The following is a 23,100-nucleotide window of genomic DNA, read 5'->3' on the forward strand; positions in this document are numbered from 1 at the left end:
GCAGCCCGTCCGGGGTGCTGCCCGGGGTCACGACGGGTGTGGTGGTGGTCGACTACCGTTCCATGTCAAACAGGTGCATCCGAGAGATTTCGACCGTCCGATCCGTCAGGGAGCCGCCCCCGCCATGAACGCGATCCCCGCCATCACCGTCGCCAACCTCCGCGACCTCGGCTCCACGCCCCTGACGGACGGCAGATCCGTACGCCCCGGCCTCCTCTTCCGGTCCGGCCGGCTCGACCAGCTGGACCCCGCCGTCGATCCGGCCGTCGCCGCGCTCGGGATCACCACGATCGTCGACTTCCGCACCGAGGGCGAGCGCCGCACCCGCCCCGACCGCATCCCCGAGGGCGGCCGGCTCCTGCTCGCCGATGTACTCGCCGACCAGGTCGCCTCCGGGCGGCTGCCGGCCGCCGCCCGGCTGAGCCAGGTACTGGCCGATCCTGCCGTCGCCGAACAGGAGTTGGGCGGCGGAAAGGCACAGACCCTCTTCACCGACACCTACCGCTCGTTCGTCACCACCGACTCCGCGCGCGCCGCCTACCGGGCCTTTCTCAACGAGCTCGCCGAACCCGACGTGGGCCCGCTGCTCTTCCACTGCACGGCGGGCAAGGACCGCACCGGCTGGGCCGCGGCGATCGTTCTCACCCTCCTCGGCGCGGCCCCCGAGACGGTCGAGGCCGAGTACCTCGCCGTCAACCCGGCCGTACGGCAGGCCTTCGCGCCGCTGATCGAGGGCTTCACCGCGCAGGGCGGCGACCCCGAGATCGCCCTCGCGATCATCGGTGTCGTGCCCGAGTACCTCGCCGCGGCCCTGGACGAGGTCGACGCCCGCTACGGCTCGATGGAGAAGTACGTACGCGATGGCCTCGGCGTCCCGGCAGCGGCGATCGCGCGGAACCGCGAGCGGCTGACCGTGAAGGGGTGAAGCTCCGGTGGTCGGTGGACGCCCATCACGGCGGCACCAGTTGGTGACCATAAGACGATTCGCTCGTTCTGCTGAACGTGCGCCCACAGGATGTCGTCACCACCGCCGCCCCGCCCGCCCCCTCCCCCGGCCGTGTCGAGGTCGAACAGGCCGAGGCGGCCCTTGTCGAGCACTACCCGCGGCTTGTCCGGATCGCGTATCTCGTGCTGCCCCCGTCCCTCGGCCGCAACCGCCGGGTGCTGACCGCGCACGCCCTCGCACAGCGCTCGCTGCCGCGCGGCCGCACCACCCCCGCCGGCGCCGAGGACACCGCGGTCCCGGCCGCCCGCCGCGCGGCGGGCGCACCCGGCCCCGGGTATGCGTATGTACGGGGACGGGTGCTGCGCCAGGCCCTGGACGCCGGTCTTCCACTCAGGCGCGCCGCCTGGCCCAAGCGCTCCCAGCTGCCGCCGCTGCTGCCCCATGTGTGGGGGCTGCGGGTCTTCCCGCGCTCCGGCGGCGCCGATGAACTCGCCCTGGACCAGCGTCTTTCCGCGCTCTCCGGTCCGGGCAGGGCAGCGTTTGTGCTGCGCGGACTGGAGCGGCTGGCCGACTCCGAGGTGCGCCACGTGCTGACCGCCGCCGGGGTCGAGGACGCGCACGCGGCGCTGGCGGAGGCGGACGGGGTGCTGCCGCAGTACGGGCTGCTGGACTCCGCCGAATTCGACCCGTGCTCGCTGCAGGCGCGTCCCACCGATCTGATACGCCGCCGTCAGCATGTCAAGGCCGGTCTGGTGGCTGCCGCCGCGCTCGCCGTGTGCGGGGCGCTGCTCGGACTGCCGGGCGACGGCTGGGGTCCCGACGGTGCGGCCGCGCCGGTGTACGCGCGCAACCCCGCCGCCGAGGCCGCCCTGGATCCGGCCAAGTTGACGCGGGTCTCCCCCACGGTCTGGCAGCACTCGACCCGTACGGACTTCTCCGTCTGGCCCGCCCGCGGCGCTCTCACCGGAGACCATGCCCTGCTGCGTCGCGCGCTCGCCGTCTGGGCCAGGCCCGGCAGCGCGGTCCAGGTCTCCGCGACCCCCGGCACGCCGCCGGGCCCGCCGATGGGCTCACCGCAACTGCTGTACGCGGGCGAGGTCGACCAGGCGCGCGTGGTGCTCCTGCACGACGGGCTGCGTGTGGTCCGGTACGCCGAACCAAAGGAGGGCACCGGCGGGGTGGCGCTCGACTTCGCGCGTACGGACGCGGCCGACGCGGCCTCGTCGGGTGCGCTCGTGGCCGGCCGCACGGACGGCAACGTCCGCTATCTGACGGCACCCTGGGTGCGGGCCGTCTCCGTGCGCGACCTGCTCGCCCCGCACGGCGGCCCACGCGCCCTCTCGCGCGGCGCGGACGGGGTCACGGCTCCGCTGCCCAGCCCGGCGCAGGCGCGGGACTGCCGCACCTGGGAGGTTCTCGAGCTGCGCGACGGCACGTCCGCCCGGCTGCTGACCGACCTCGGCGAACTGACCCCGGCCCGGCTCACCTCCGGCCCGCCGTCCGCACCGAAGGACGTCACCGCGCGTGCGGCCCGCGCCTCGTGGGCGCGTACGGCCTGTCTGCTGCCCGGGGTGCGCGCGAGCGGTGTGCGCAGCGTCAACTCGTGGCAGTACGCCGCGCAGCCGCTGCCCGAGGCGAACGGCACGGCGGCCTGGCTGTGCACCCGGGCGGAGACCTGGCGGGGCAGAGGGAGCCGGGTCATGGCCCAGTTCCAGGCCCCCGGCCCGCAGGACAACGCCCCCGGCGCGGTCGTGGCCCGGTCGCAGGACACGGCGTCGTGCGGGGTGCGGGATCCGCGAGTGCTCGCGGGCGTGCTGTGGAAGTCGCGGGCGGGCCGGTGGTACGTGCTCGCGGCGGGCAGTGAGCAGTTCGTTTCCCTGACCACGTCGGGCGGGGTGAAGGGCAGCGCGCAGGGCAGTCTGCTGGCGGTCCCGGCGAAGGCGGGTGCGCGGGCGGAGCTGAACGGCCGACTGACGGACGGCAGTCGCGTGGGCGCCCTGCGCTGAGTGCCCGCCCCCTGCTGACCGGGCAGCCGGAGAATCCGGCCGCGCACCCCTGTGGTGGCTGCTACCCGTCAGTACATTGACGCAACGTCTCCTGCGCATCCGGCGCCCATGGCGGAGGAGCGCATTCCGTCGGCTGGTGCCGGACCACCACGCCGTGTGCCGTGTGCATCGCACGGCCGTTAGGGTGTTCGTATGACGACCGGGGTACGACGAAGGATGGGCGTCGAGGAGCGCAGGCAGCAGCTGATCGGTGTGGCGCTGGAGCTGTTCAGCCACCGCTCCCCCGACGACGTGTCGATCGATGAGATCGCCGCGGCAGCCGGTATTTCACGGCCGCTGGTCTACCACTACTTCCCCGGCAAACAGAGCCTGTACGAGGCGGCGCTGCGGCGGGCCGCCGACGAGCTGGCCGGTCGCTTCCAGGAGCCGCACGAAGGGCCGCTCGGGGCGCGCCTGCTGCGGGTGATGGGGCGGTACTTCGACTTCGTGGACGACCATGGGCCCGGGTTCTCCGCGCTGATGCGGGGCGGCCCCGCCGTCGGCTCCTCCACGACCAACGGGATGATCGACGACGTCCGGCAGGCGGCGTACGAGCAGATCCTGGCCCATCTGGGGATCGACAAGCCCTCGGCGCGGCTGGGGCTGATCGTACGGTCGTGGGTGTCGCTCGCGGAGTCCACGGCGCTGCTCTGGCTGGACGGGCGCCGTATACCGCGCGCCGAGCTGGAGTTGCAGCTGGTGCACGACTTCGCGGCGCTGTCGGCGGTGAGCGCGGCGTACGACGAGGAGATGGCGGGCATCCTGCTCCGCATTCTCGTGGACGAGCCGGCCGACGGCCCGTTCGGCGATCTGGTCGGCCGGCTCATGTCGCTGGCGCCCACGCTGGCCAAGGTGCCCGCTCAGCGCTTGCGGTAGGAGGGCTCCAGGTCCCGCACCTCGGCGGAGACGACGGGAGTGACACCGTCGGCCGGCTTGAGGTACTCGGCCAGGAGATCGAGAACGGTCTCCGAGAGCTGCGCCTTGAGCTCGGGGGCGCGACCGGGCAGCAGGGCGATGCCGATGTGGACGACCGCGTCGGAGGGCGTGCCCCCGGCGACGAGCGTCTCGACGACACGGCGGAAACGGGACTTGCAGGCGGCGAGCTGGGTGTCGATCGTCTCGACGATCAACGGGTGCAGGGCGAGCGCGAAGCCCTGGCGGTCGAAGGAGGACTCCAGGCTCTCGGAGTAGTCGACGGTGATCTGGGGCATCGGAGGGCTCCGTTGAGGTGGTCGGTCGGGCGGACGGCCATAATCGCCTCCATGATCCCTGATTCCACGATCCCGGCCCCTGCCGTTCGGCCCGCTGCCGACGATGATGTGGAGAGCCTTGTCGCCCTGTACGACGGGGCAGCCCGCTGGATGCGGCGCAACGGCATCGACCAGTGGAAGCCCGGCGACAAGGACACCGCTCACTTCCGGCTCCGGATCAAGGAGGGCGAGGTCTGGATCGCGGAGACCGGCGGCCGCCCCGTCGGGGCGTACGAGCTGTGGTGGGAGGACCTGCCGGCGTGGGGAATTCAGGCTCCCGTCGCCGGGTATGTGCACCGGCTCATGACCGACCGGGCCACCGCGCCCTGTGGCCTCGGCCGCGTCCTGCTTGCGCATGCCGAGCAGCGGATCGCCGACGCCGGGCGGGAGTTCGTGCGGCTCGACTGTCTGTCGGGCAATTCCCGGCTCCGGGCGTACTACGAGGCCGTCGGCTACCGCGTCGTCGGTGAGGAGCCGGGCAAGGTGGCCAAGGACGGGAGCCTTTACGCAGTGACCTTGCTGGAGAAGCCTGCCGCCGCGGCGGCCGGCGGCGCACCGGCCGTGAGCCCCGTATCGAGCTCGGCCGGTGCGCCGCCGGCGCGCGCGGCGGGGATCACCCCCGCTTGAAGACGGCGACGGTACGCCCCGGGACGGTGAAGCTGCCCGAACTCCCTTCGTAGGAGGACTTCTTGGCAGTGGAGTCCGCGCCCGCGGCCTGGACGGGGTGCAGGGCGTACGACCGCCCCGCCAGCGGTTCGGCGCGCTGGGTCTGCGTCTTGGGTGTCGCGTTGAAGACCACCACCAGATCACCGAGGGCCATGGTGATCACGCCCGGCGTCTCGTCCTTTCCGGAGAGCGGGAAGGAGAGCCGGTCCTGGACCTGGTCCGCGGACGCCAGACCAAAGGCCTTCTCGGTGGTACGGATCGTCAGCAGATCCCGGTAGGCGGCCGAGGCACCATTGATCTGCGGGCAGCCGACCGTGAGCGCCGGTGCCGTCAGCAGCGGCTTGCCGAAGGGCCACTTGGGCTTGTTGTCGGCCGCCGGCGGGAGTCCGCGGCCGAAGCCGTTGCCGTCCCGGCAGTCCCAGTGGATCGCGTTGAACCAGTCGCCGCTGTCGTACGAATTGCGGTCCAGCGACTTGGAGCGCAGCAGGTCCGTCCCCGCCTGGGAGAGCGCGGGCCCCTGCGAGAGCGCCGCGGTCGCCATCGCCAGCACCTGCATCCGCGCCCGGTCGGCCGGTGAGGTGGCCTGCGGGAGCTTGAAGGCGAGGGCGTCGTACAAGGACTCGTTGTCGTGGGCGTCCGCGTAGGCGAGGGCGTCGCCGGGGGCGGCCGCGTAACCGGCGGGAGCACCGTTGTAGTCGACCTCGGAGCCCTTGACGCTGCGGCCGGAGCTGTCGGTGAAGGAGTAGCCGGCGAGATTGCCCGACAGACCCACCTTGATCAGGTCCTGGTAGTGCAGCAGCCGGGCCCTCTGCTGGGCCTCGGTGCCGTTCGCCGCGGAGGAGTTGGGGTCGGTGAACAGGCCGGAGGCGAAGCCCTGCACGCCCGGGTCCTCGTCGAAGGGGCCGCCGCCGCGCACCGCGTCCCGGGCCCGGTCGGAGAAGGTCGGGATCCCCGTACCTGCCATGTTCTTCTGGGTGGCCTGGACGAAGCGGGCGTCGTCGGCGATCTCTCCGAAGTTCCAGCCCTCCCCGTAGAGGATGATCTTCTTCCCGTCCACGCCGTCCTTCGCGACGGTCAGCGCGTCGAGCGCCTTGCGGACGGCCAGGATGTTGGCCTTCGGATGGTGACCCATCAGGTCGAAGCGGAAGCCGTCGACCTTGTACTCCTTTGCCCAGGTGACGACCGAGTCGACGACGAGCTTGCCCATCATGGCGTTCTCGGGCGCGGTGTTCGCGCAGCAGGTGGAGGTGGCGACGGTTCCGTCGGCGAGCAGCCGCTGGTAGTAGCCGGGGACGATCTTGTCCAGGACGGACTTGTCCGCCTGTCCGCTCGCCACGGTGTGGTTGTAGACGACGTCCATGACGGTGCGCAGGCCGGCGGCGTTCAGGCCCTGGACCATGCGACGGAACTCGACCGTGCGCCTGGTGCCCTCGGGGTCGCTCGCGTACGAGCCCTCGGGGACGGTGTAGTGCAGCGGGTCGTAGCCCCAGTTGTACGCGTCCTTCGCGGCGGCCTTGGCGATGCACGCCTGCTGCTCGTCAGAGTCGGGGGCGTACACCTTCAGGTCGCAGGCAGGTGTGGCCTGGCCGGACTTCTTCTCCGGGATGGTGCCGATGTCGAAGGCGGGCAGGAGATGGACGTAGGAGGTGCCGGAGGCGGACAGCGCGCGCAGGTGCTTCATGCCCTGCGAGTCGCGGTCGGTGAACGCCAGGTACTGGCCCGGGTGTTTCGCCGTGCGGTCCGCGACCGAGAAGTCACGGATGTGCAGCTCCTGGATCTGCGCGTTCCGCAGCGGCGTCGCGGCCGGCTTCTTCAGCCCCGCCCAGCCCGCCGGGGCGAGCTTCGGGTCGGCGAGGTCGACGACGAGGCTGCGGGCCGAGTCGGTGGTCAGGGCGGTGGAGTAGGGGTCGGTGACCTTGTTGGTGACGAGTCGCTGGACGCTGGGCGCCCAGACCTTCACCGCGTACCGGTACTGCTTTCCGGCCCAGGACTGCTTGCCGGTGACCGACCAGACGCCGCTCCTGCCGTCCCGCTTCATCGGGACGGTCTTCCCGTCGAGTTCGAGGGCCACGTGCTGTGCGGTGGGGGCCCAGAGGGAGAGGGTGGGGCCGCCCCGGGAGAAGACCGGGAAGACCGGCCCCAGCTTCGCCCCGGTCGCGTCGTACAGGTCGTCGAGGACACCCGGGATCTGCACGCCGGTGGCGGCGAGCAGCGCGCCGTTGGCGGCGCGCTGGGTGGCGATCAGCTGGCCACGCAGGGACTGGCGCACCCGGTCGCGGTCGCGTGCGTCGACGGTGAAGGCCGGATAGTCCTTGAGGTGCGGGTGCGTGGCCTTCTGGGCGTCGGTCAGGGCTGAGGGCGTGAGGCGCAGCCAGCGCCCCTCGTCGCTCAGGGCTCCGCCGACGACGGAGATGCCGCCGTCCGGCGCGTACACCAGCTGCTGGCTGGTCGCGTCGGTCGCCTTCACCTTCCAGACGACGGTGTCCCGGTCGATCCACTGGGCCTCGGCCTTGGCCAGGTCGAGCGAGGGCGCGCCGCCGGTCTGGGGCAGCAGATACTCAGGCTGCCCGGCCAGCAGCCAGACCTCGTTCGTATACGTCGCGAGGTCCAGGGACCGGTCGTTGGGCAGGTCCTTCTCGTCGCCCTTGTGGAGGATGTAACTGAGCGAGGTGGCACCCGCGGCGAGCGGCACCTCGAAGGTCGCTCCGTACGCGTCCTTCTTCACCGGCATCAGCGGCTTGGACCAGTCGGTCGGGTCCTTGGCCCCGGTCCAGGTGTGCAGACCCCAGCCGTCGTAGTTGCCGTCGGGCCGGTGGTAGTGGAGCACGGCCTTGGTCTTGTCCTGCGGCGGGTAGGCGCCGTCGGGCGCGGTGTCCGACTGGCCGTCCTTGCCCTGCGCGATCCAGACCTCGCCGGTGCGGCCCAGATCGACGGTGCGCTGCGGGCCGTCCGCCGTGCCGTTCTTCTCCACCGTGTACGGGAGGGTCGCGGCGTCCTCGGCGAGCTTGACCCAGGCGAAGGCGCCGTACGCGTCACGGCCGGTGAAGGCCGCGGTGCCGTCCCCGGTCTTCAGTTCCACGCCGTCGTAGTCGCCGTCGGGACGCTGGTAGTGGACGACCGCGTAGTCGCGCTCGACCGCCACCGGCTTCTCGGGCGGCGGAGCCTGCCCGGCGGTCGTCGCCGCCCGGTCACTGGCGGTCCGTCCCGCGCTGTCCACCACAACTGCCTTGTAACGCAAGGGCGTTCCCGCCGCCACCTTCGCATCGAGATACTGGGTGACCTTGTACGGGGCGTGGTCGGCAGAGCCGAGAGTGCGCCACTTGCCGTTGCCCGTCTGGGCGGCGAAGACCACGCGGTTGAGCTGTCCTCCGTCGGTGTCCGCCGTGATCTCGACGGTGCCGGTGGCACCCGCGGCCGGGGCCTTGAGGGTGATCGACGGCTTCGCGGCGGGCTTGGCCAGGGGCTTCGCGGCCTGGAGGACCACCGAGGAGAGCGCGGGCACGGTGACCTCGATCCTGCCGTCGGTGGCGTGCACCGCGCCCGAACCGCCGTAGAGCGTACGGAAGTCGGTGGCATCCGCCGGGAGGGTCACGGTCCTGGGCGCGGTGCCGTTGTTGGCGGCGACGACGTACTCGGTACGCGTCCTGGTGTCCGTGCGGGAGAAGGCGTACACGGAGTCCGCCGCGTACCGCTGCCGCTGCACGCCGTCGCGCAGCGCCGGGTGGTCCTTGGTGAGCTTCGACAGCGCGGCGATCGAACGGTAGACAGGGTGCCCGGTGTCGTACGCGTCGGAGGCGTGCGTACGGTCCGTGCCCAGCTGGTCGTCGTCCAGATAGTCGGCGGTCCTGGAGGCGAAGAGGCTCTGGCGGGCGTCCTTGTCGCCGCCCGCGCCGGTGAAGCCCTGCTCGTCGCCGTAGTAGATCACCGGGTTGCCGCGGGACAGGAACATCAGCTCGTTGGCAAGTCGTGCGCGCTTCAGCAGCTCGGCGTCGTCGGCCTTCGGGTTGTCCTGCTTGAGGAAGGTGCCGATGCGGCCCATGTCGTGGTTGCCGAGGAAGCTCACCTGCTCATAGGCGTTGGCCTTGTCGGTGGTGTAGCGGTAGTCGTCGGCGAACACCTTGGCGAGCCTGTCGGCCGGGGCGCCCTGGGAGGCGTAGGCGCGGGCCGCGTCCTGGAGGGGGAAGTCGAGCGTGGAGTCCAGCCGGCCGCGCGTGACATACGGCGAGGTGATCGCCGTGTCCGCCGAGAAGACCTCGCCGAACATGAAGAAGTCGTCGCGGCCGCGCTCGGCCGCGTAGGCGTCCAGGGCGGTCGCCCACTGGGTCCAGAAGTCCATGTCGACGTGCTTGACGGTGTCGATGCGGAAGCCGTCGATGTCGAAGTCGCGGACCCACTTCTCGTAGATCTTCTCCATGCCCGTGACGACCTCGGGGCGCTCGGTCCACAGGTCGTCGAGGCCGGAGAAGTCCCCGTACTCCGAGCTCTCGCCCGCGAAGGTCGAGTCACCGCGGTTGTGGTACATGGTCGGGTCGTTGAGCCAGGCGGGAACCTTCCGGCCGGTGGCCTCGGGGGTGTACGGGAAGGAGTCGGCGTCGACCTTGCCGGCCCCCGCCCGGTCGTCAAAGGGGCGGCCGCTGCTGTCGAGGAAGGGGTAGGCGCCCTTGGGGCGGTAGCCGTACTTCTTCTCCGCGTAGTCGACGGTGTCGGCGGTGTGGTTGGTGATGACGTCGAAGAAGACCTTCATGCCCTTGCCATGGGCCTTGTCGATCAGCTTCTCGAGGTCGGCATTGGTCCCGAAGTGGGGGTCGACCTGGGTGAAGTCGGTGATCCAGTAGCCGTGGTAGGCGGCCGAGGCGTCCTTGCCGGTGCCCTGGACGGGCCGGTTCTTGAAGATCGGGGCGAGCCAGATGGCGGTGGTGCCGAGGCCCTTGATGTAGTCGAGCTTCTGGGTGAGCCCCTTGAGGTCCCCGCCCTGGTAGAAGCCCTTGTCGGTGGGGTCGTAGCCGGTCTCGAGGCGTGAACCGGCAAGGCCGCCGCGGTCGTTGGCGCGGTCGCCGTTGGCGAACCGGTCGGGCAGAACGAAGTAGAACTGCTCCCGGGTCAGATCGTGCCGCGCGGGCTGGCGCGCGAGCGCGCTGTCGGACGGGGGCGGCGGGGGCGACGTCGCCCCGGCGGGCACGCCGGGTATGAGCGCCGCGCAGAGGGCGCCCACGACGACGGCGGCGGCGGCGGCGACGCGTCTGCGGGGCGGGGAGGTACTGGTCACCAGTGGTAACTCCTTCATTGAGTGCGGGGCGCCTGCGGCGCGGTCCCGGTTTCGGTACGGGTCGCCTGCGGCGCGGGTTCTTGTGCTGGTGCGGGTCGCCTGCGGCGCGGGTTCTTGTCTGGTGCGGGTCGCCTGCGGGCACGTGGCCCGTGGTGCGGGGTCCTGTTTGGTGCGGGTCCGTGTGGCTCGGGCCTGTGGTGCGGGGTCCTGCTTTAGTGCGGGTTCCGGGGCCCCTCCGGGCTCGACTCCTCGGGGTCGGCGGCATACAGGGTCCCGTTTTCGTGGGCCGGGCCTTGCCGCCAATCCCCTGCGGGGACGACCCTGCACGGCCCCTCCCCAGCGCAACGCCACACAGGGGCGGGCCCTGCCTGAGTGCGGGTGCGGGTGACTCGGGCCTGTGGTGCGGGGTCCTGCTTTGGTGCGGGTTCCGGGGCCCCTCCGGGCTCGACTCCTCGGGGTCGGCGGCATACAGGGTCTTGTTGAGGTGGGCCAGGTCCTGCCGCCAATCCCCTGCGGGGACGACCCTGCACGGCTCCTCCCCAGCGGGACGGGGCGGGCGTGGCCCCGCCCCGTCCCGTCCTGGCCGAGCCGGACCCGGCAGCCCCCGGGTCAGGGGCGGAACGCGCCCGCCGCGACCGGGCCCCCGCCGCAGGTGCGGGCGTTCGCATGCAGCGCCACGGCCGTGTTGGATCCCAGCGTCGCCGTGAACCGGCCCGAGCCGTCCACCGTGACGCCGTTGCCGCTCTGTACGTCGCAGTACTCTCCCGCGGGCAGCGACGTCTGGAACGTCCTGCTCAGCGAGGACCCCTCATGGTTGATGGCCACGTACGCCTTGGTACCGCGCCCGAAGGCGATCTGGTCGCCCCCGTTGTCCCACCAGTTCACGACGCCCTGACCGCGCGCCGTGTTCCGGAAGGCCACCATCGAGGAGATCTCGCGCCAGGCGTGCTGGCACTTCCACCCGTCGCTGTAGCACGCGTTCACCGTCCCGCCGCCCGGCGGCCCCGCGTCCTTGTCGGACCACTCGTAGCCGGAGTGGACATCCGGGGAGCCGTACGGCCAGGCCAGCATGAAGACGTTGGCGAGCGTGTAGTTCGCCCCGTCCTTGTAGCTGAGGGTGTCGCCGCCGCGCTCGGTGTCGTGGTTGTCCACGAAGACGGCCGACTTGCCGGACTCCATGTATCCCCACCCCTCGCCGTAGTTCTTCAGGTAAGCGAGGTTCTCGTTGTGGAAGACGCGCTTGAGATCGCGGGCGTACCGGAATTCCTGTACGTCGCCGGTGCCCAGGTACTCGCTCGGTGAGACCGCCTCGCCCGCGCCGTGGATCGCCTCCTGCTTCCAGTAGACGTTCGGGTTGCTCAGCCGGCTCTTGATGCTGGCGAGGTCGCCGGCGGGCATGTGCTTGGCGGCGTCGATGCGGAAGCCGTCGACACCGAGCGAGAGAAGATCGTTGAGGTATGCGGCTATGCGACCGCGTACGTACTCCTCGCCGGTGTCGAGATCGGCGAGCCCGACCAGCTCGCAGTTCTGGACGTTGGCCCGGTCGCCGTAGTTGTTGCCGATCTGCGAGCGGCAGTCGTCCATGTCGGCGCCGGAGTAGGTGCCGGGGTAGGTGTACTTCTCGTACGACGAGCCGCCCGTGCCGGTGCCGGACGCGGATGCCATGTGATTTATGACACTGTCGGCGACGACCTTGACGCCCGCGGCGTGGCAGGTGCTCACCATGCCGGCGAACGCGGCACGGTCGCCGAGACGGCCGGCGATCTTGTAGCTGACGGGCTGGTACGAGGTCCACCACTGGTCGCCCCGGACATGCTCCTGCGGCGGCGAAACCTGGACATATCCATAGCCCGCCGGTCCGAGCTGGTCGGTGCACGCCTTGGCCACCGAGTCGAAGCGCCACTCGAAGAGAACGGCGGTGACGTCCTTGCCTCCGGGCGGCGCCGCCCGAGCGGCGCCGGGTGGGGCGATCACTGCGACCGCCGCGCCCGCCACGAGGGCGAGCGCGGCAGCCAGAGGTCTGCTGGCCATGTTTTCTCCTGCACGTGGGGAAGGTGCGGGGGCGGGTGACAGAGCAGCCTCGTAAGACAACGCGCCTTGCCCGAAAGGCTCTTGAAGTGTCCTGAAAAGTTCTTGCGGCTCTTGCAGCAAGCGATTGACGCATACTGCGCAGCAGACCGTAGGAGCCCTGCCCTCCGCGGTCAAGCCCCAGGACACGAGGAGGTCACAACCTGGAAATCTTGCCGTTTTCTTTCTGCAAGGTCTTTCGCAAGGTCTTGCAGGACTGTTAGCTTCACGCCGCAGCAGCCCGGCCCGAGGACAGGTCAGGGCCTGACCTCAACGAGGAGATCAAGATGCGCAAGGGCATATCGGTCGCCGCGGTCGTCGGCGTACTGGCTCTTACCGCCAGCGCGTGCGGGGGCAGCGACGGCGCCACCGACAGCAGCGGCAAGAAGGCCGCGGAGGACCCGAAGAGTGTGACCGGGTCCATCACGTGGTGGGACACCTCCAACGAGGCCGAGGGCCCGACGTACGACAAGCTGGTCAAGGACTTCCAGGCGGAGTACCCGAAGATCAAGGTGACGCGTACGTCGGTCTCCTTCGACCAGGCGGAGCAGAAGTTCAAGACGGCGGCCCAGAACGGCAAGGGCGCGCCGGATGTCATCCGTACCGATGTCGGCTGGTCGGCCGGGTTCGCCAACCTCGGCTACCTCCAGCCGCTGGACAACACCCCTGCGCTCGACAATGTCGAGGACTTCCTCCCCGGTCCGCTCTCCACCGCCAAGTGGAAGAACGAGACGGTCGGCGTCCCCCAGGTCACCGACACCCTGGGTCTCCTCTACAACAAGGAGATCTTCAAGAAGGCCGGCATCGCCAAGCCGCCGGCCACGTGGGACGAGTTCATCGCCACCGCCAAGACGATCAAGGAGAAGACGGGGATCACGGGCACTCAGCTCAACCCCGAGGGCTACTTCTCCCTGCCGTTCCTGTACGGCGAGGGCGGCGACATGCTCGACGTCGAGGGCAAGAAGATCACCGTCAACTCCCCCGAGGCCGTCAAGGCCATGGAGACGGCGCTGAAGCTGTCCAAGTCCGACGTCGCCCTCAAGCCCGCCACCACCGACGGATACGTCGCGGCCCAGACGTCCTTCAAGGACGGCAAGATCGCCATGGTCGTCAACGGCCCCTGGTCGGTCTCCGACGACTACAGCGGCAAGGCCTTCAAGGACAAGAACAACCTGGGCATCGCCAACATCCCGACCGGCTCCTCCGGCAAGGCGGGGGCCCCCATCGGCGGTCACAACTACTCGGTCTACCGCGGCTCCAAGAACAAGGACGCCTCGTACCTCTTCGTGAAGTTCATGTCTTCCGCCAAGAGCCAGGAGTTCACGGCCAAGGAGATCAACACCCTGCCGACCCGGAAGTCCGCCTACACCTCCGCGGTCACCGCGGACCCGGCGAAGAAGGCCTTCCAGGACGCGCTGTCCGTGTCCAGGTCCCGTCCGATGATCCCCGGCGTCGGTGACCTCTTCGTCGCCTACGACCAGCACTACGTGAAGATCCTGCGCGGTGACGTCTCGGCCAAGGAGGGCCTGGACGCGCTGGCCGAGGAGTGGAACACCAAGCTCCTGAAGGACTACAAGATCGGCTGACGCCGGCCCAGTCTCCGGCTCGGCCGGCCGGGGGATCTGTCCCCGCTTCGCGTGGGGCAGACCCCACGCGCCCGGCCGGCCGAGCCGGTCTCCTTCACCTTCACGTTCACGCCGCCGTACGGAGAGAGATGAGCACCCTCGTAGTCAGGACCAGAAGGTCCTTCACCACCCACTGGTACGCCTGGGCCATGGTCCTGCCCGTGGTCGTGGTACTGGCCGTGCTCGTCGGCTATCCGCTCGGCCGCGGCATCTACCTCTCCTTCACCGACGCCAACGAGGCCAACATCGGCCGCACCATCGGTGACTTCGAGGTCCCGGCGACGTACCAGTTCATCGGCCTCGAGAACTACTGGAACATCCTCTCCGGCAAGGAGGGGTCGTTCTATCCGCGGCTCACCTGGACGGTCATCTGGACCGCGAGCTGCGTCTTCCTGCACTACACGGTCGGTCTCGCGCTCGCGATGCTGCTCAACCGGAAGATGCGCGGCCGCTCCCTCTACCGCGTGCTGCTGATCCTGCCCTGGGCGGTTCCGGCCTTCGTCGCCGCCTTCGCCTGGAAGCTGATGTACAACACCGACAACGGTGTGCTGAACGGGCTGCTGGCCAAGGTCGGCATCGGCGCGGTCGACTGGCTGGGCGACCCGACCATCCAGAAGCTCTCGGTCATCGCGGTCAACACCTGGCTCGGTGTGCCGTTCATGATGGTGGCGATCCTCGGCGGACTGCAGTCCATCCCCCGGGAGCTGCACGAGGCGGCCGAGATGGACGGCGCCTCCCCCTGGCAGCGGTTCTGGAACGTGACGATGCCGGGCCTCAAGCCCGTCAGCTCCACCGTCATCCTGCTGGGCACCATCTGGACCTTCAACATGTTCCCGATCATCTACCTCGTGATCGGGCAGGCCGGCGGCACCGAGAGCGAGATCCTGGTGACGTACGCCTACCGCCTCGCCTTCCAGGGCGTACGGGACTACGCGGGCTCCGCCTCGTACGGCATCGTGATCCTCTCCCTGCTCCTGGTCTTCTCCATCGTCTACCGCAAGATGCTCGGCCGCCAGGAGGTCGCCAAGTGAGCACCGTAAGCAAGACGGTACGCACTCCGGTCCGCACGTCGGCACCCACCGCACCGGTCCGCGCATCGGTACGGGCCCGGGAGGAGCGCTCCAGGGGCGCGTCGATCGCCCTGCACGCCGCCCTGGTCCTCGCCTCCCTCATCGCGCTGTTCCCGATTGTCTTCATCGTGCTGGTCTCCGTCCGCGGTGAGAACGGCTGGACGCACCCGCTGGAGATGACCGGCTTCACCTTCGCCAACTACAGCCATGTGCTGGGCGACACCGAGTTCGTGACCTGGTTCATCAACTCCGCGGTCGTCGCCGGCGGCACCATGCTGGTGGGTGTGTTCATCTCGGCGAGCGCCGGCTACGCGGTCTCGCGGATGCGCTTCCCGGGACACAAGTCGCTGATGTGGTCGTTCCTGCTCTGCCAGATGTTCCCGGTCGCGGTGCTGATCGTGCCGCTCTACAACATCCTCGGCAGGCTGGGTCTCCTTGACAGCTACGGCGGCCTGATCATCACCTACTGCTCGGTGTCCGTGCCGTTCTGCGCGTGGATGCTGAAGGGGTACTTCGACACCATCCCGACCGAGATCGACGAGTCCGGGCGGGTCGACGGACTCACCCCGTTCGGCACCTTCTGGCGGCTGATCATCCCGCTCGCCCGGCCCGGTCTGGCCGTCACCGCCTTCTACACCTTCCTCACCGCCTGGGGCGAAGTCGCCTTCGCGTCCTCCTTCATGAGCAGCGAGGGGAAGTACACGCTCGCGGTCGGCCTGCAGACGTTCGTGGGTCCGCACCGTGCCGAGTGGGGCCTGATGACGGCTTCGTCCGTACTGATCATGATTCCGGCCGGCCTGCTCTTCTTCTTCGCGCAGCGGCACCTGGTGGCCGGTCTGACCGCCGGCGGCACGAAGGGCTGACTGACGCCGATCCTCGTATCCGGTCCACGCACGGCGCGTTGACCCAGCAGTAACGACGTCTGACGACCAAAAAGGGAACGTACATGACCCAGGAGCTCGCTCCCACCCTCCGCAACCAGCCTGCCGCACACTCCGCGGGCTGGTGGCGGGACGCCGTCATCTACCAGGTGTACGTCCGCTCCTTCGCCGACAGCGACGGGGACGGCATCGGCGATCTGCGGGGTATCAGAGAGCGGCTGCCCTACCTTGCGGGCCTTGGCGTGGACGCGGTCTGGCTCACCCCCTTCTATGCGTCTCCGCAGGCCGACGGCGGCTACGACGTCGCCGACTACCGTGCCGTGGACCCGCTGTTCGGCGATCTGTCGGACGCCGACGACCTGGTGCGCGAGGCACACCGGCTCGGTCTGCGGGTCATCGTGGACATCGTGCCCAACCACACCTCCGACCGGCATGTGTGGTTCCAGGCGGCGCTGGCCGGCGGCAAGGAACGGGAGCTCTACCACTTCCGTCCCGGCAAGGGCGTGGACGGCGAACTGCCGCCCAACGACTGGGAGTCCGTCTTCGGCGGCCCGGCCTGGACGCGCACCGCGGCCGGCGACTGGTATCTGCACCTGTTCGCGCCCGAGCAGCCGGACCTCAACTGGGACCACCCCGCGGTGCGCGAGGAGTTCGAGTCGATCCTGCGCTTCTGGCTGGACCTGGGCGTCGACGGCTTCCGTATCGATGTCGCGCACGGCATGGTCAAGGCCGAGGGGCTGCCGGACATCGGGCTGAGCGAGCAGGCGAAGCTGATCGGCGCGCAGGTGCTGCCCTTCTTCGACCAGGACGGCGTCCACGAGATCCACCGCTCCTGGCGCCGGCTGCTGGACAGTTACGACGGCGAGCGCATCGGCGTCGCCGAGGCCTGGGCACCCTCCTCCGAGCGGCTGGCCATGTACGTGCGCCCCGACGAGCTGCACCAGGCCTTCAACTTCCAGTTCCTGACGTGCGACTGGGAGGCGGAGGCGATGCGCGCGGTCATCGACGATTCGCTGGCCGCGACGACCTCGGTGGGCGCCCCCACCACCTGGGTGCTCTCCAACCACGACGTCGTACGCCACACCACCCGCTACGGCGGCGGCGAGCGCGGTCTGCGCCGGGCCCGTGCCGCCGCGCTGCTGACACTGGCGCTGCCCGGGTCCACGTACATCTACCAGGGCGAGGAGCTCGGCCTGCCGGAGGTCGAAAACCTGCCGGACGCGGTGCGCCAGGACCCGGCCTTCTTCCGCGGGGACGGCCAGGACGGTATGCGGGACGGCTGCCGCGTGCCGCTGCCGTGGTCCGGCGAGGCGGCTCCGTACGGCTTCGGCCCGGGCTCCAGCTGGCTGCCGCAGCCCGCCTCCTGGAAGGATCTTTCGGTCGAGGCCCAGACCGGCGATCCGCGCTCCACGCTGGAGCTGTACCGCTCGGCGCTCGCACTGCGCCAGGACCTGCCGGGCCTCGGTGACGGGGAGATGGAGTGGCTGGACGGCCCCGCGGGCGTGCTGGTCTTCCGCCGCCCCGGTCTGCTCTGCACGCTCAACACGCTGGCCGTCGAGGCCGAACTGCCCGTCCCCGGGCGACCGGTGCTCGCCACCGCCGCGCTGGAGTTCACCGGCGGTACGGTCCGCATTCCCGGCGAGACCTGCGTCTGGTGGGCAGTCTGAGATGCGCCCGGTACAGTCCAATCCTGTGACCGCACCCGCACGACTGGCAGACATCGCAGCCCAGGCGGGGGTCAGCGAAGCGACGGTGAGCCGGGTTCTCAACGGAAAGCCCGGCGTCGCCGCGACCACCCGCCAGTCCGTACTCGCCGCGCTCGACGTCCTTGGATACGAGCGTCCGGTACGGCTGCGCCAGCGCAGCGCGGGTCTGGTCGGACTGATCACGCCGGAGCTGGAGAACCCGATATTCCCGGCGCTCGCCCAGGTCATCGGGCAGGCGCTGACCCGTCAGGGCTACACCCCCGTGCTCGCCACCCAGACCCCCGGCGGGTCCACGGAGGACGAACTCACCGAAATGCTGGTGGACCGGGGCGTGGCCGGCATCATCTACGTCTCCGGGCTGCACGCGGACACCTCCGCCGATATGGAGCGTTACGAGCAGCTGCGCGCCCAGGGAGTCCCTTTCGTCCTGGTGGACGGATTCTCCCCGAAGGTGCAGGCGCCCTTCATCTCGCCCGACGACCGGGCGGCGATGCGGCTGGCGGTGACGCATCTGGCGTCGCTCGGTCACACACGGATCGGTCTGGCGCTCGGCCCCAAGCGGTTCGTGCCGGTGCTGCGCAAGATCGAGGGCTTCGTCCAGGCGATCCAGGACGAGTTCGGTACGGACCCCGAGGAGATCGCGTCGGAGCTGATCCAGCACTCGCTCTTCAGCCTGGAGGGCGGCCAGGCGGCCGCCACCGCGCTGATGAACGGCGGCTGTACGGCAGTGGTGTGCGCGAGCGACATGATGGCTCTGGGGGCGATACGGGCGGCGCGGCAGCGCGGCCTGGAGGTGCCCGACGACATCTCGGTCGTGGGCTTCGACGACTCCCCGCTGATCGCCTTCACCGATCCTCCGCTGACCACGGTCCGCAAGCCGGTGCCCGCGATGGGCCAGGCGGCGGTCCGTACGCTCCTCGAGGAGATCGGCGGCACTCCCGCCCCGCACAGCGAATTCGTCTTCATGCCGGAACTGGTGGTTCGCGGTTCAACGGCTTCGGGACCCGGATACGGGCCAGGGGCCGGGGTCGTCCCCAAGGACTAGCAGGGGTGCCCCGAACCCGACCGGGGGATGATCAGTTGGGAGACGGCATCTGGCAGACTCTCGTCCCATGGGTGAAACGACCGTGAAGACTGTGGAAGGCCGGACGGCCACTCCGTCACCCATGCCGGACGAGGCCGCCGACGCACCTTCGCGTACCCGGCTGCAGAAACTACGGTCGCCCCGCCACCCGCGGATCTGGTTCGAAATACTGCTCATTGCGGTCAGTTACTGGACATATTCCCTGATCCGCAATGCCGTACCGGAGCAGAAGGCGCAGGCACTGCGCAATGCGGACTGGATCTGGGACGCCGAGAAGTCGATGGGCCTGGCGGTGGAGCAGTCGGTCAACCATGCCGTGAACTCCGTCACATGGCTGATAGTGTCGATGAACTACTACTACGCCACCCTGCACTTCATTGTGACGATCGGCGTGCTGGTGTGGCTCTACCGCTGGCACCCGGGCCGCTATGCGGCTGCCCGTCTTGTCCTGTTCGCCACGACCGGCGTGGCTCTGGTCGGTTACTACCTGTATCCGCTCGCGCCGCCCCGGCTGATGAACGGGCAGGCCTTCATCGACACGGTCCTGGTCCACAAGACCTGGGGGTCGATGGCCTCGGGCAACTTCAAGAACATGTCGAACCAGTACGCCGCGATGCCGTCGATGCACATCGGCTGGTCGCTCTGGTGCGGACTTGTCATCTGCGCGGTCGCCGCCGCGCCCTGGGCGAAGATCCTCGGCATCCTCTACCCGACGGTGACGCTGGTCGTCATCGTGGCCACGGCGAACCACTTCTGGCTGGACGCGGTGGGCGGCATGATCTGCCTGGCGTTCGGCTTCGCGCTCTCGTACGCCTGGTACGGGGCCCTGCCGCACACCCTGCCGAAGCTGGTGGCGGAGCCGGCCGAGCCCCGCCGCGGCACGCTCGCCCGGTTCAGCACCCGGTCCCTCTCCTGACTCCTCGGCCCCGGTAGGTGAGGCGGCCGCCGGTCGTGGCCGGCCGCACCGGCGCCTGTGCCGACTCGTTGGCCGGGGCCCGTACCGCCCGTCCGTTCGGGGCCCCCGTACCGGATCCAGGCCCAGCGCCGTCGGATCGGATCGGCCCGGTGGCCGGGCGCGACGGGGTCCGCGATGTTCCTGCTCTCCGCCCGTTCCTGCTCTCCCGCCGTTCCTGCTCTCCCGCCGTTCCTTCTCTCTCGCCGCGAGTGCCGCGTCCGTGGTGCGGCCCTCCAGCGCTCGCGCCGGTCAGTCCCTGCCCGGGCCCGGCGGCGCGGGGCACCAGCGCCGTGGCCGGGACCTGGAGTACGTCGTAGGGGCGATCGGCCGGCCCGAGCCCAGTGCCGGCACCGCCCCCGCGTCGCGCAGATCGCGGCACCGCCAGGCGCGGACCGCCGCCCGTTCACCGCCGAGCACGGCACGGTCACGCCGGAGGCGAGCAGCTCCGGCGCGTCGCTTTCGAGGTCCCTCAGATGGGCGCGCGCCGGTCGGTCCAGTCCCTACGCGCCGTAGAACAGCTCCTCCACGACCGCCCGCGCCCTGCGCGTGATGCGCCGGTAGTCGTCGAGCATGTCACCGACGCGTCCGGGGCCGTACCCCAAGTACCGTCCCACTGCCCCCAGTTCGCGGCTGTCCGAGGGGAAGGTGTCCCCCGGACGGCCGCGCACCAGCATCACTCCGTTGCGCACCCGGGTCGCCAGCACCCACGCCTCGTCCAGGATCTGGGCGTCCTCCGTGGTGATCAGCTGCGCCGCGTGCGCGGCGGCCAGGGCCTCGCGCGTACGGGTCGTGCGCAGGCCGGGTTCCGCCCAGCCGTGCCGCATCTGGAACAGCTGGACCGTCCACTCGACATCGCTGAGTCCGCCGCGGCCCAGCTTGGTGTGGAGCGTGGGGTCCGCACCCCGAGGCAGCCGCTCGGTCTCCATCCGGGCCTTGAGCCGGCGGATCTCGCGTACGGCGTCGTCGCCCAGGCCCTCGGCCGGATAGCGCAGCGGGTCGACCAGATCGATGAAGCGGCCGGCCAGGTGCGGGTCGCCCGCCATCGGCTCCGCACGCAGCAGCGCCTGGCTCTCCCAGACCAGTGACCAGCGGCGGTAGTACGCCTCGTAGGAGGCGAGGCTGCGGACCATGGGTCCGCTCTTGCCTTCCGGGCGCAGATCCGCGTCGATCAGCAATGGCGGGTCCGTGGTGGGCAGTTGGAGGAGCCTGCGCATCTCCGTGACGACCGTGTTCGCCGCGCGCGCCGCCTCCTGGTCGTCCACGCCCTCGCGCGGCTCATGGACGAAGAGCACATCCGCGTCGGAGCCGTAGCTGAGCTCGCGCCCGCCGAAGCGGCCCATACCGATGACCGCGAACCGGGTCGGCAGGGTGTCTCCCCACTGCTCCCGCACGGCCGCCCTGAGCGCGCCCGTGAGCGTGGCGGCGTTGAGGTCGGTGAGCGCGTTGCCGACCCGGTCCACCAGCGCGCCGGGGTCCGCCTCGGCCGGGCTGTCCTCGGTGCCGTACGAGCCGATGAGGTCCGCGGCGGCGGTACGGAACAGCTCCCGGCGGCGTACTCCACGGGCCGCGGCGACCGCGGCCTCGGCGGTGTCCGCGCGCCCCACGGCGGCGAGCACCTCCTGCTCCAGATGATCCCGGCCGCGCGGCTTCAGGCCCTCCGGGTCGCCGAGGATGGCCACCGCCTCGGGGGCACGCAGCAGCAGGTCGGGGGCGAGCCGGCCGGCCGACAGCACCCGGGCCAGATTCTCGGCGGCAGCGCCCTCGTCCCGCAGCAGCCGCAGATACCAGGGGGTCTTGCCGAGTGCGTCGGAGACCTTGCGGAAGCCGAGCAGGCCCGCGTCCGGGTCGGCGGAGTCCGCGAACCAGCCGAGCAGTACGGGCAGCAGGGTGCGCTGGATCGCGGCCTTGCGGGACACCCCGGAGGCGAGCGCCTCCAGATGCCGGAGCGCGGCGGTGGGGTCCGCGTAGCCCAGCGCCTCCAGCCGCTGGCCGGCCGCCTTGGGGCTGAGCCGGGTCTCGCCGGGGGTGAGCTGGGCAACGGCGTCGAGCAGCGGCCGGTAGAAGAGCTTCTCGTGCAGCCTGCGTACGACCGATGCGTGCCGCTTCCACTCCTTGTTGAGCTCGGCGACCGGGTCCGTACGCAGTCCGAGCGAACGGCCGAGGCGGCGCAGATCGGCCTCCTCCTCCGGCACCAGATGCGTACGCCGCAGCCGGTACAGCTGGATGCGGTGCTCCATGGCGCGCAGGAAGCGGTACGCCTCGTCCAGCTGGGCCGCGTCCGCCCGCCCCACATAGCCGCCGGCCGCGAGCGCCTTGAGAGCCTCCAGGGTGGTGCCGCTGTGCAGGGACGCGTCGCTGCGCCCGTGCACCAGCTGCAGCAGCTGTACGGCGAACTCGACGTCCCGCAGCCCGCCGGGGCCGAGTTTGAGCTCGCGCTCCACCTCGGCGACCGGGATGTTGTCGACAACACGGCGACGCATCTTCTGCACGTCCGGGACGAAGTTCTCCCGCTCGGCGGCCTGCCACACCAGGGGCGAGACGGCCTCGACGTACGCCTCGCCGAGTGCGGGGTCCCCGGCGACCGGCCGGGCCTTGAGGAGGGCCTGGAACTCCCAGGTCTTGGCCCAGCGCTGGTAGTAGGCGAGATGGCTGGACAGGGTCCGCACGAGCGGGCCGTTTCTGCCCTCGGGACGCAGATTGGCGTCGACCGGCCAGATGGTGCCCTCGACCGTCGCATCGGAGCAGATCCGCATCAGATGGGAGGCCAGCCGGGTCGCGGCCTGCAGGGCCTTGGCCTCGTCGGCTCCGCCGGAGCCCGAACCGGAACCGGAACCGGCGGCGCCGATGGCGCCCTCGGACGCCTCACCCACGAAGATCACGTCCACGTCGGAGACGTAGTTCAGTTCATGACCGCCGCACTTGCCCATCGCGATGACCGCGAGGCGGCAGGCCGCCGCGTCCTCGGGCGCGGCGCCACGTGCGATGGCGAGCGCGGCGCGCAGGGTCGCGGTGGCCAGGTCGGCGAGTTCGGCGGCGGTCTGGGCGACATCGATGGTGCCGCACACGTCTCGGGCCGCAATGGACAGCAGACAGCGGCGGTAGGCGACCCGCAGCGAGACGGGGTCGGTGGCCTCGGCGAGACCGCGCTCGAACTCCTCGACGCCCGGGTGCAGATCGACCGCCTCGTAGGTGATGAGCTCCTGCCAGTCGTCCGGATGGCGGGCCAGATGGTCACCGAGCGCCTCGGAGGCGCCGAGCACCCCGAGCAGCCGGTCGCGCAGCGGCTTGGAGCTGATGAGGGTGGCGAGGAGACTCTGGCGCGCGTCCGGGTTCTGCGCCTCCACCAGTCGCACGAGACCGCGCAGCGCGAGGTCGGGGTCGGCGGTGGCGCCGAGCGCGTCGAGGAGTACGGGGTCGCTGCGCGCGGGCGACATGTCGGGGAGGTGGAGGAGCCGTTCGGCGGCGGAAGGATCGGTGAAGCCGTGCCGCAGCAGACGGGTGAAGGTACTGCTCCTGCGCCCCGGCACCGCCGTCATCCG

At 70.4% G+C, this 23,100-nt stretch carries 13 protein-coding genes and 2 pseudogenes; 10 read left to right on the plus strand and 5 right to left on the minus strand.

All coding sequences use genetic code 11. The features are described from left to right. The first annotated feature begins 124 nt into the window (after positions 1 to 124). The 3 genes from OG883_RS22525 (at position 125) to OG883_RS22535 (ending at position 3,867) form a co-directional block, all read left to right on the plus strand. The gene (locus OG883_RS22525) at positions 125 to 925 is read left to right on the plus strand and encodes a tyrosine-protein phosphatase (RefSeq protein WP_266543731.1); all 801 of its coding nucleotides are present in this window, start codon (positions 125 to 127) and stop codon (positions 923 to 925) included. Positions 926 to 1,002: 77 nt separating this feature from the next. After that, on the plus strand, positions 1,003 to 2,952 hold the full coding sequence (locus tag OG883_RS22530; protein WP_266543733.1) for a hypothetical protein: 1,950 nt from the start codon (positions 1,003 to 1,005) through the stop codon (positions 2,950 to 2,952). 192 nt (positions 2,953 to 3,144) lie between these two features. Continuing rightward, positions 3,145 to 3,867: a TetR/AcrR family transcriptional regulator gene (locus OG883_RS22535; RefSeq protein WP_266543736.1), complete on the plus strand. Its 723-nt coding sequence runs from the start codon at positions 3,145 to 3,147 to the stop codon at positions 3,865 to 3,867. Here the strand turns inward: OG883_RS22535 and OG883_RS22540 are convergent. Further along, positions 3,852 to 4,202, minus strand: coding sequence for a 5-carboxymethyl-2-hydroxymuconate Delta-isomerase (locus tag OG883_RS22540; RefSeq protein ID WP_266543738.1), 351 nt, complete (start codon positions 4,200 to 4,202; stop codon positions 3,852 to 3,854). The two genes, OG883_RS22535 and OG883_RS22540, sit on opposite strands and share 16 nt — an antisense overlap. Positions 4,203 to 4,253: 51 nt before the next feature. On the opposite strand from OG883_RS22540, the gene OG883_RS22545 reads away from it, so the two are divergent. Next, positions 4,254 to 4,868 (plus strand): GNAT family N-acetyltransferase, encoded by a 615-nt coding sequence (locus OG883_RS22545; protein ID WP_266543741.1) that lies wholly within the window; start codon positions 4,254 to 4,256, stop codon positions 4,866 to 4,868. On the opposite strand, the gene pulA is transcribed toward OG883_RS22545, so the two are convergent. Continuing rightward, entirely contained in the window at positions 4,855 to 10,119 is a 5,265-nt protein-coding gene (gene pulA, locus OG883_RS22550; RefSeq protein WP_266549336.1) for a pullulanase-type alpha-1,6-glucosidase, read from the minus strand. The genes OG883_RS22545 and pulA overlap by 14 nt on opposite strands. 693 nt (positions 10,120 to 10,812) lie before the next feature. Next, positions 10,813 to 12,204: pseudogene (locus OG883_RS22555) on the minus strand (alpha-amylase family protein); the annotation flags it as partial. Between the two features lie 323 nt (positions 12,205 to 12,527). On the opposite strand from OG883_RS22555, the gene OG883_RS22560 reads away from it, so the two are divergent. The 6 genes from OG883_RS22560 (at position 12,528) to OG883_RS22585 (ending at position 19,522) form a co-directional block, all read left to right on the plus strand. After that, complete coding sequence (locus OG883_RS22560; RefSeq protein ID WP_266543744.1) at positions 12,528 to 13,826, plus strand: extracellular solute-binding protein; 1,299 nt, start codon at positions 12,528 to 12,530, stop codon at positions 13,824 to 13,826. A 128-nt stretch (positions 13,827 to 13,954) separates the two neighbouring features. After that, a complete protein-coding gene (locus OG883_RS22565; RefSeq protein ID WP_266543746.1) occupies positions 13,955 to 14,896 on the plus strand; it encodes a carbohydrate ABC transporter permease in 942 nt (313 codons plus the stop codon). A gap of 104 nt (positions 14,897 to 15,000) precedes the next feature. Continuing rightward, complete coding sequence (locus OG883_RS22570) at positions 15,001 to 15,798, plus strand: sugar ABC transporter permease (RefSeq protein ID WP_266549339.1); 798 nt, start codon at positions 15,001 to 15,003, stop codon at positions 15,796 to 15,798. Between the two features lie 83 nt (positions 15,799 to 15,881). Beyond that, the gene (locus OG883_RS22575; protein WP_266543749.1) at positions 15,882 to 17,483 is read left to right on the plus strand and encodes a glycoside hydrolase family 13 protein; all 1,602 of its coding nucleotides are present in this window, start codon (positions 15,882 to 15,884) and stop codon (positions 17,481 to 17,483) included. A 25-nt stretch (positions 17,484 to 17,508) separates the two neighbouring features. Continuing rightward, positions 17,509 to 18,567, plus strand: a complete 1,059-nt coding sequence (locus OG883_RS22580) for a LacI family DNA-binding transcriptional regulator (protein ID WP_266543752.1) — start codon at positions 17,509 to 17,511, stop codon at positions 18,565 to 18,567. Between the two features lie 67 nt (positions 18,568 to 18,634). Then, positions 18,635 to 19,522, plus strand: a complete 888-nt coding sequence (locus OG883_RS22585) for a phosphatase PAP2 family protein (RefSeq protein WP_266543754.1) — start codon at positions 18,635 to 18,637, stop codon at positions 19,520 to 19,522. Here the strand turns inward: OG883_RS22585 and OG883_RS22590 are convergent. Both OG883_RS22590 and OG883_RS22595 read right to left on the minus strand, forming a co-directional pair. Continuing rightward, a pseudogene (locus OG883_RS22590) lies at positions 19,500 to 19,975 on the minus strand (hypothetical protein); the annotation flags it as partial. The gene OG883_RS22585 and the pseudogene OG883_RS22590 sit on opposite strands and share 23 nt — an antisense overlap. An 86-nt stretch (positions 19,976 to 20,061) precedes the next feature. Next, on the minus strand, positions 20,062 to 23,097 hold the full coding sequence (locus tag OG883_RS22595) for a bifunctional [glutamine synthetase] adenylyltransferase/[glutamine synthetase]-adenylyl-L-tyrosine phosphorylase (protein WP_266543757.1): 3,036 nt from the start codon (positions 23,095 to 23,097) through the stop codon (positions 20,062 to 20,064). Between the last annotated feature and the right edge of the window lie 3 nt (positions 23,098 to 23,100).

The organism is Streptomyces sp. NBC_01142 (genome assembly GCF_026341125.1).
Taxonomy (GTDB): domain Bacteria; phylum Actinomycetota; class Actinomycetes; order Streptomycetales; family Streptomycetaceae; genus Streptomyces.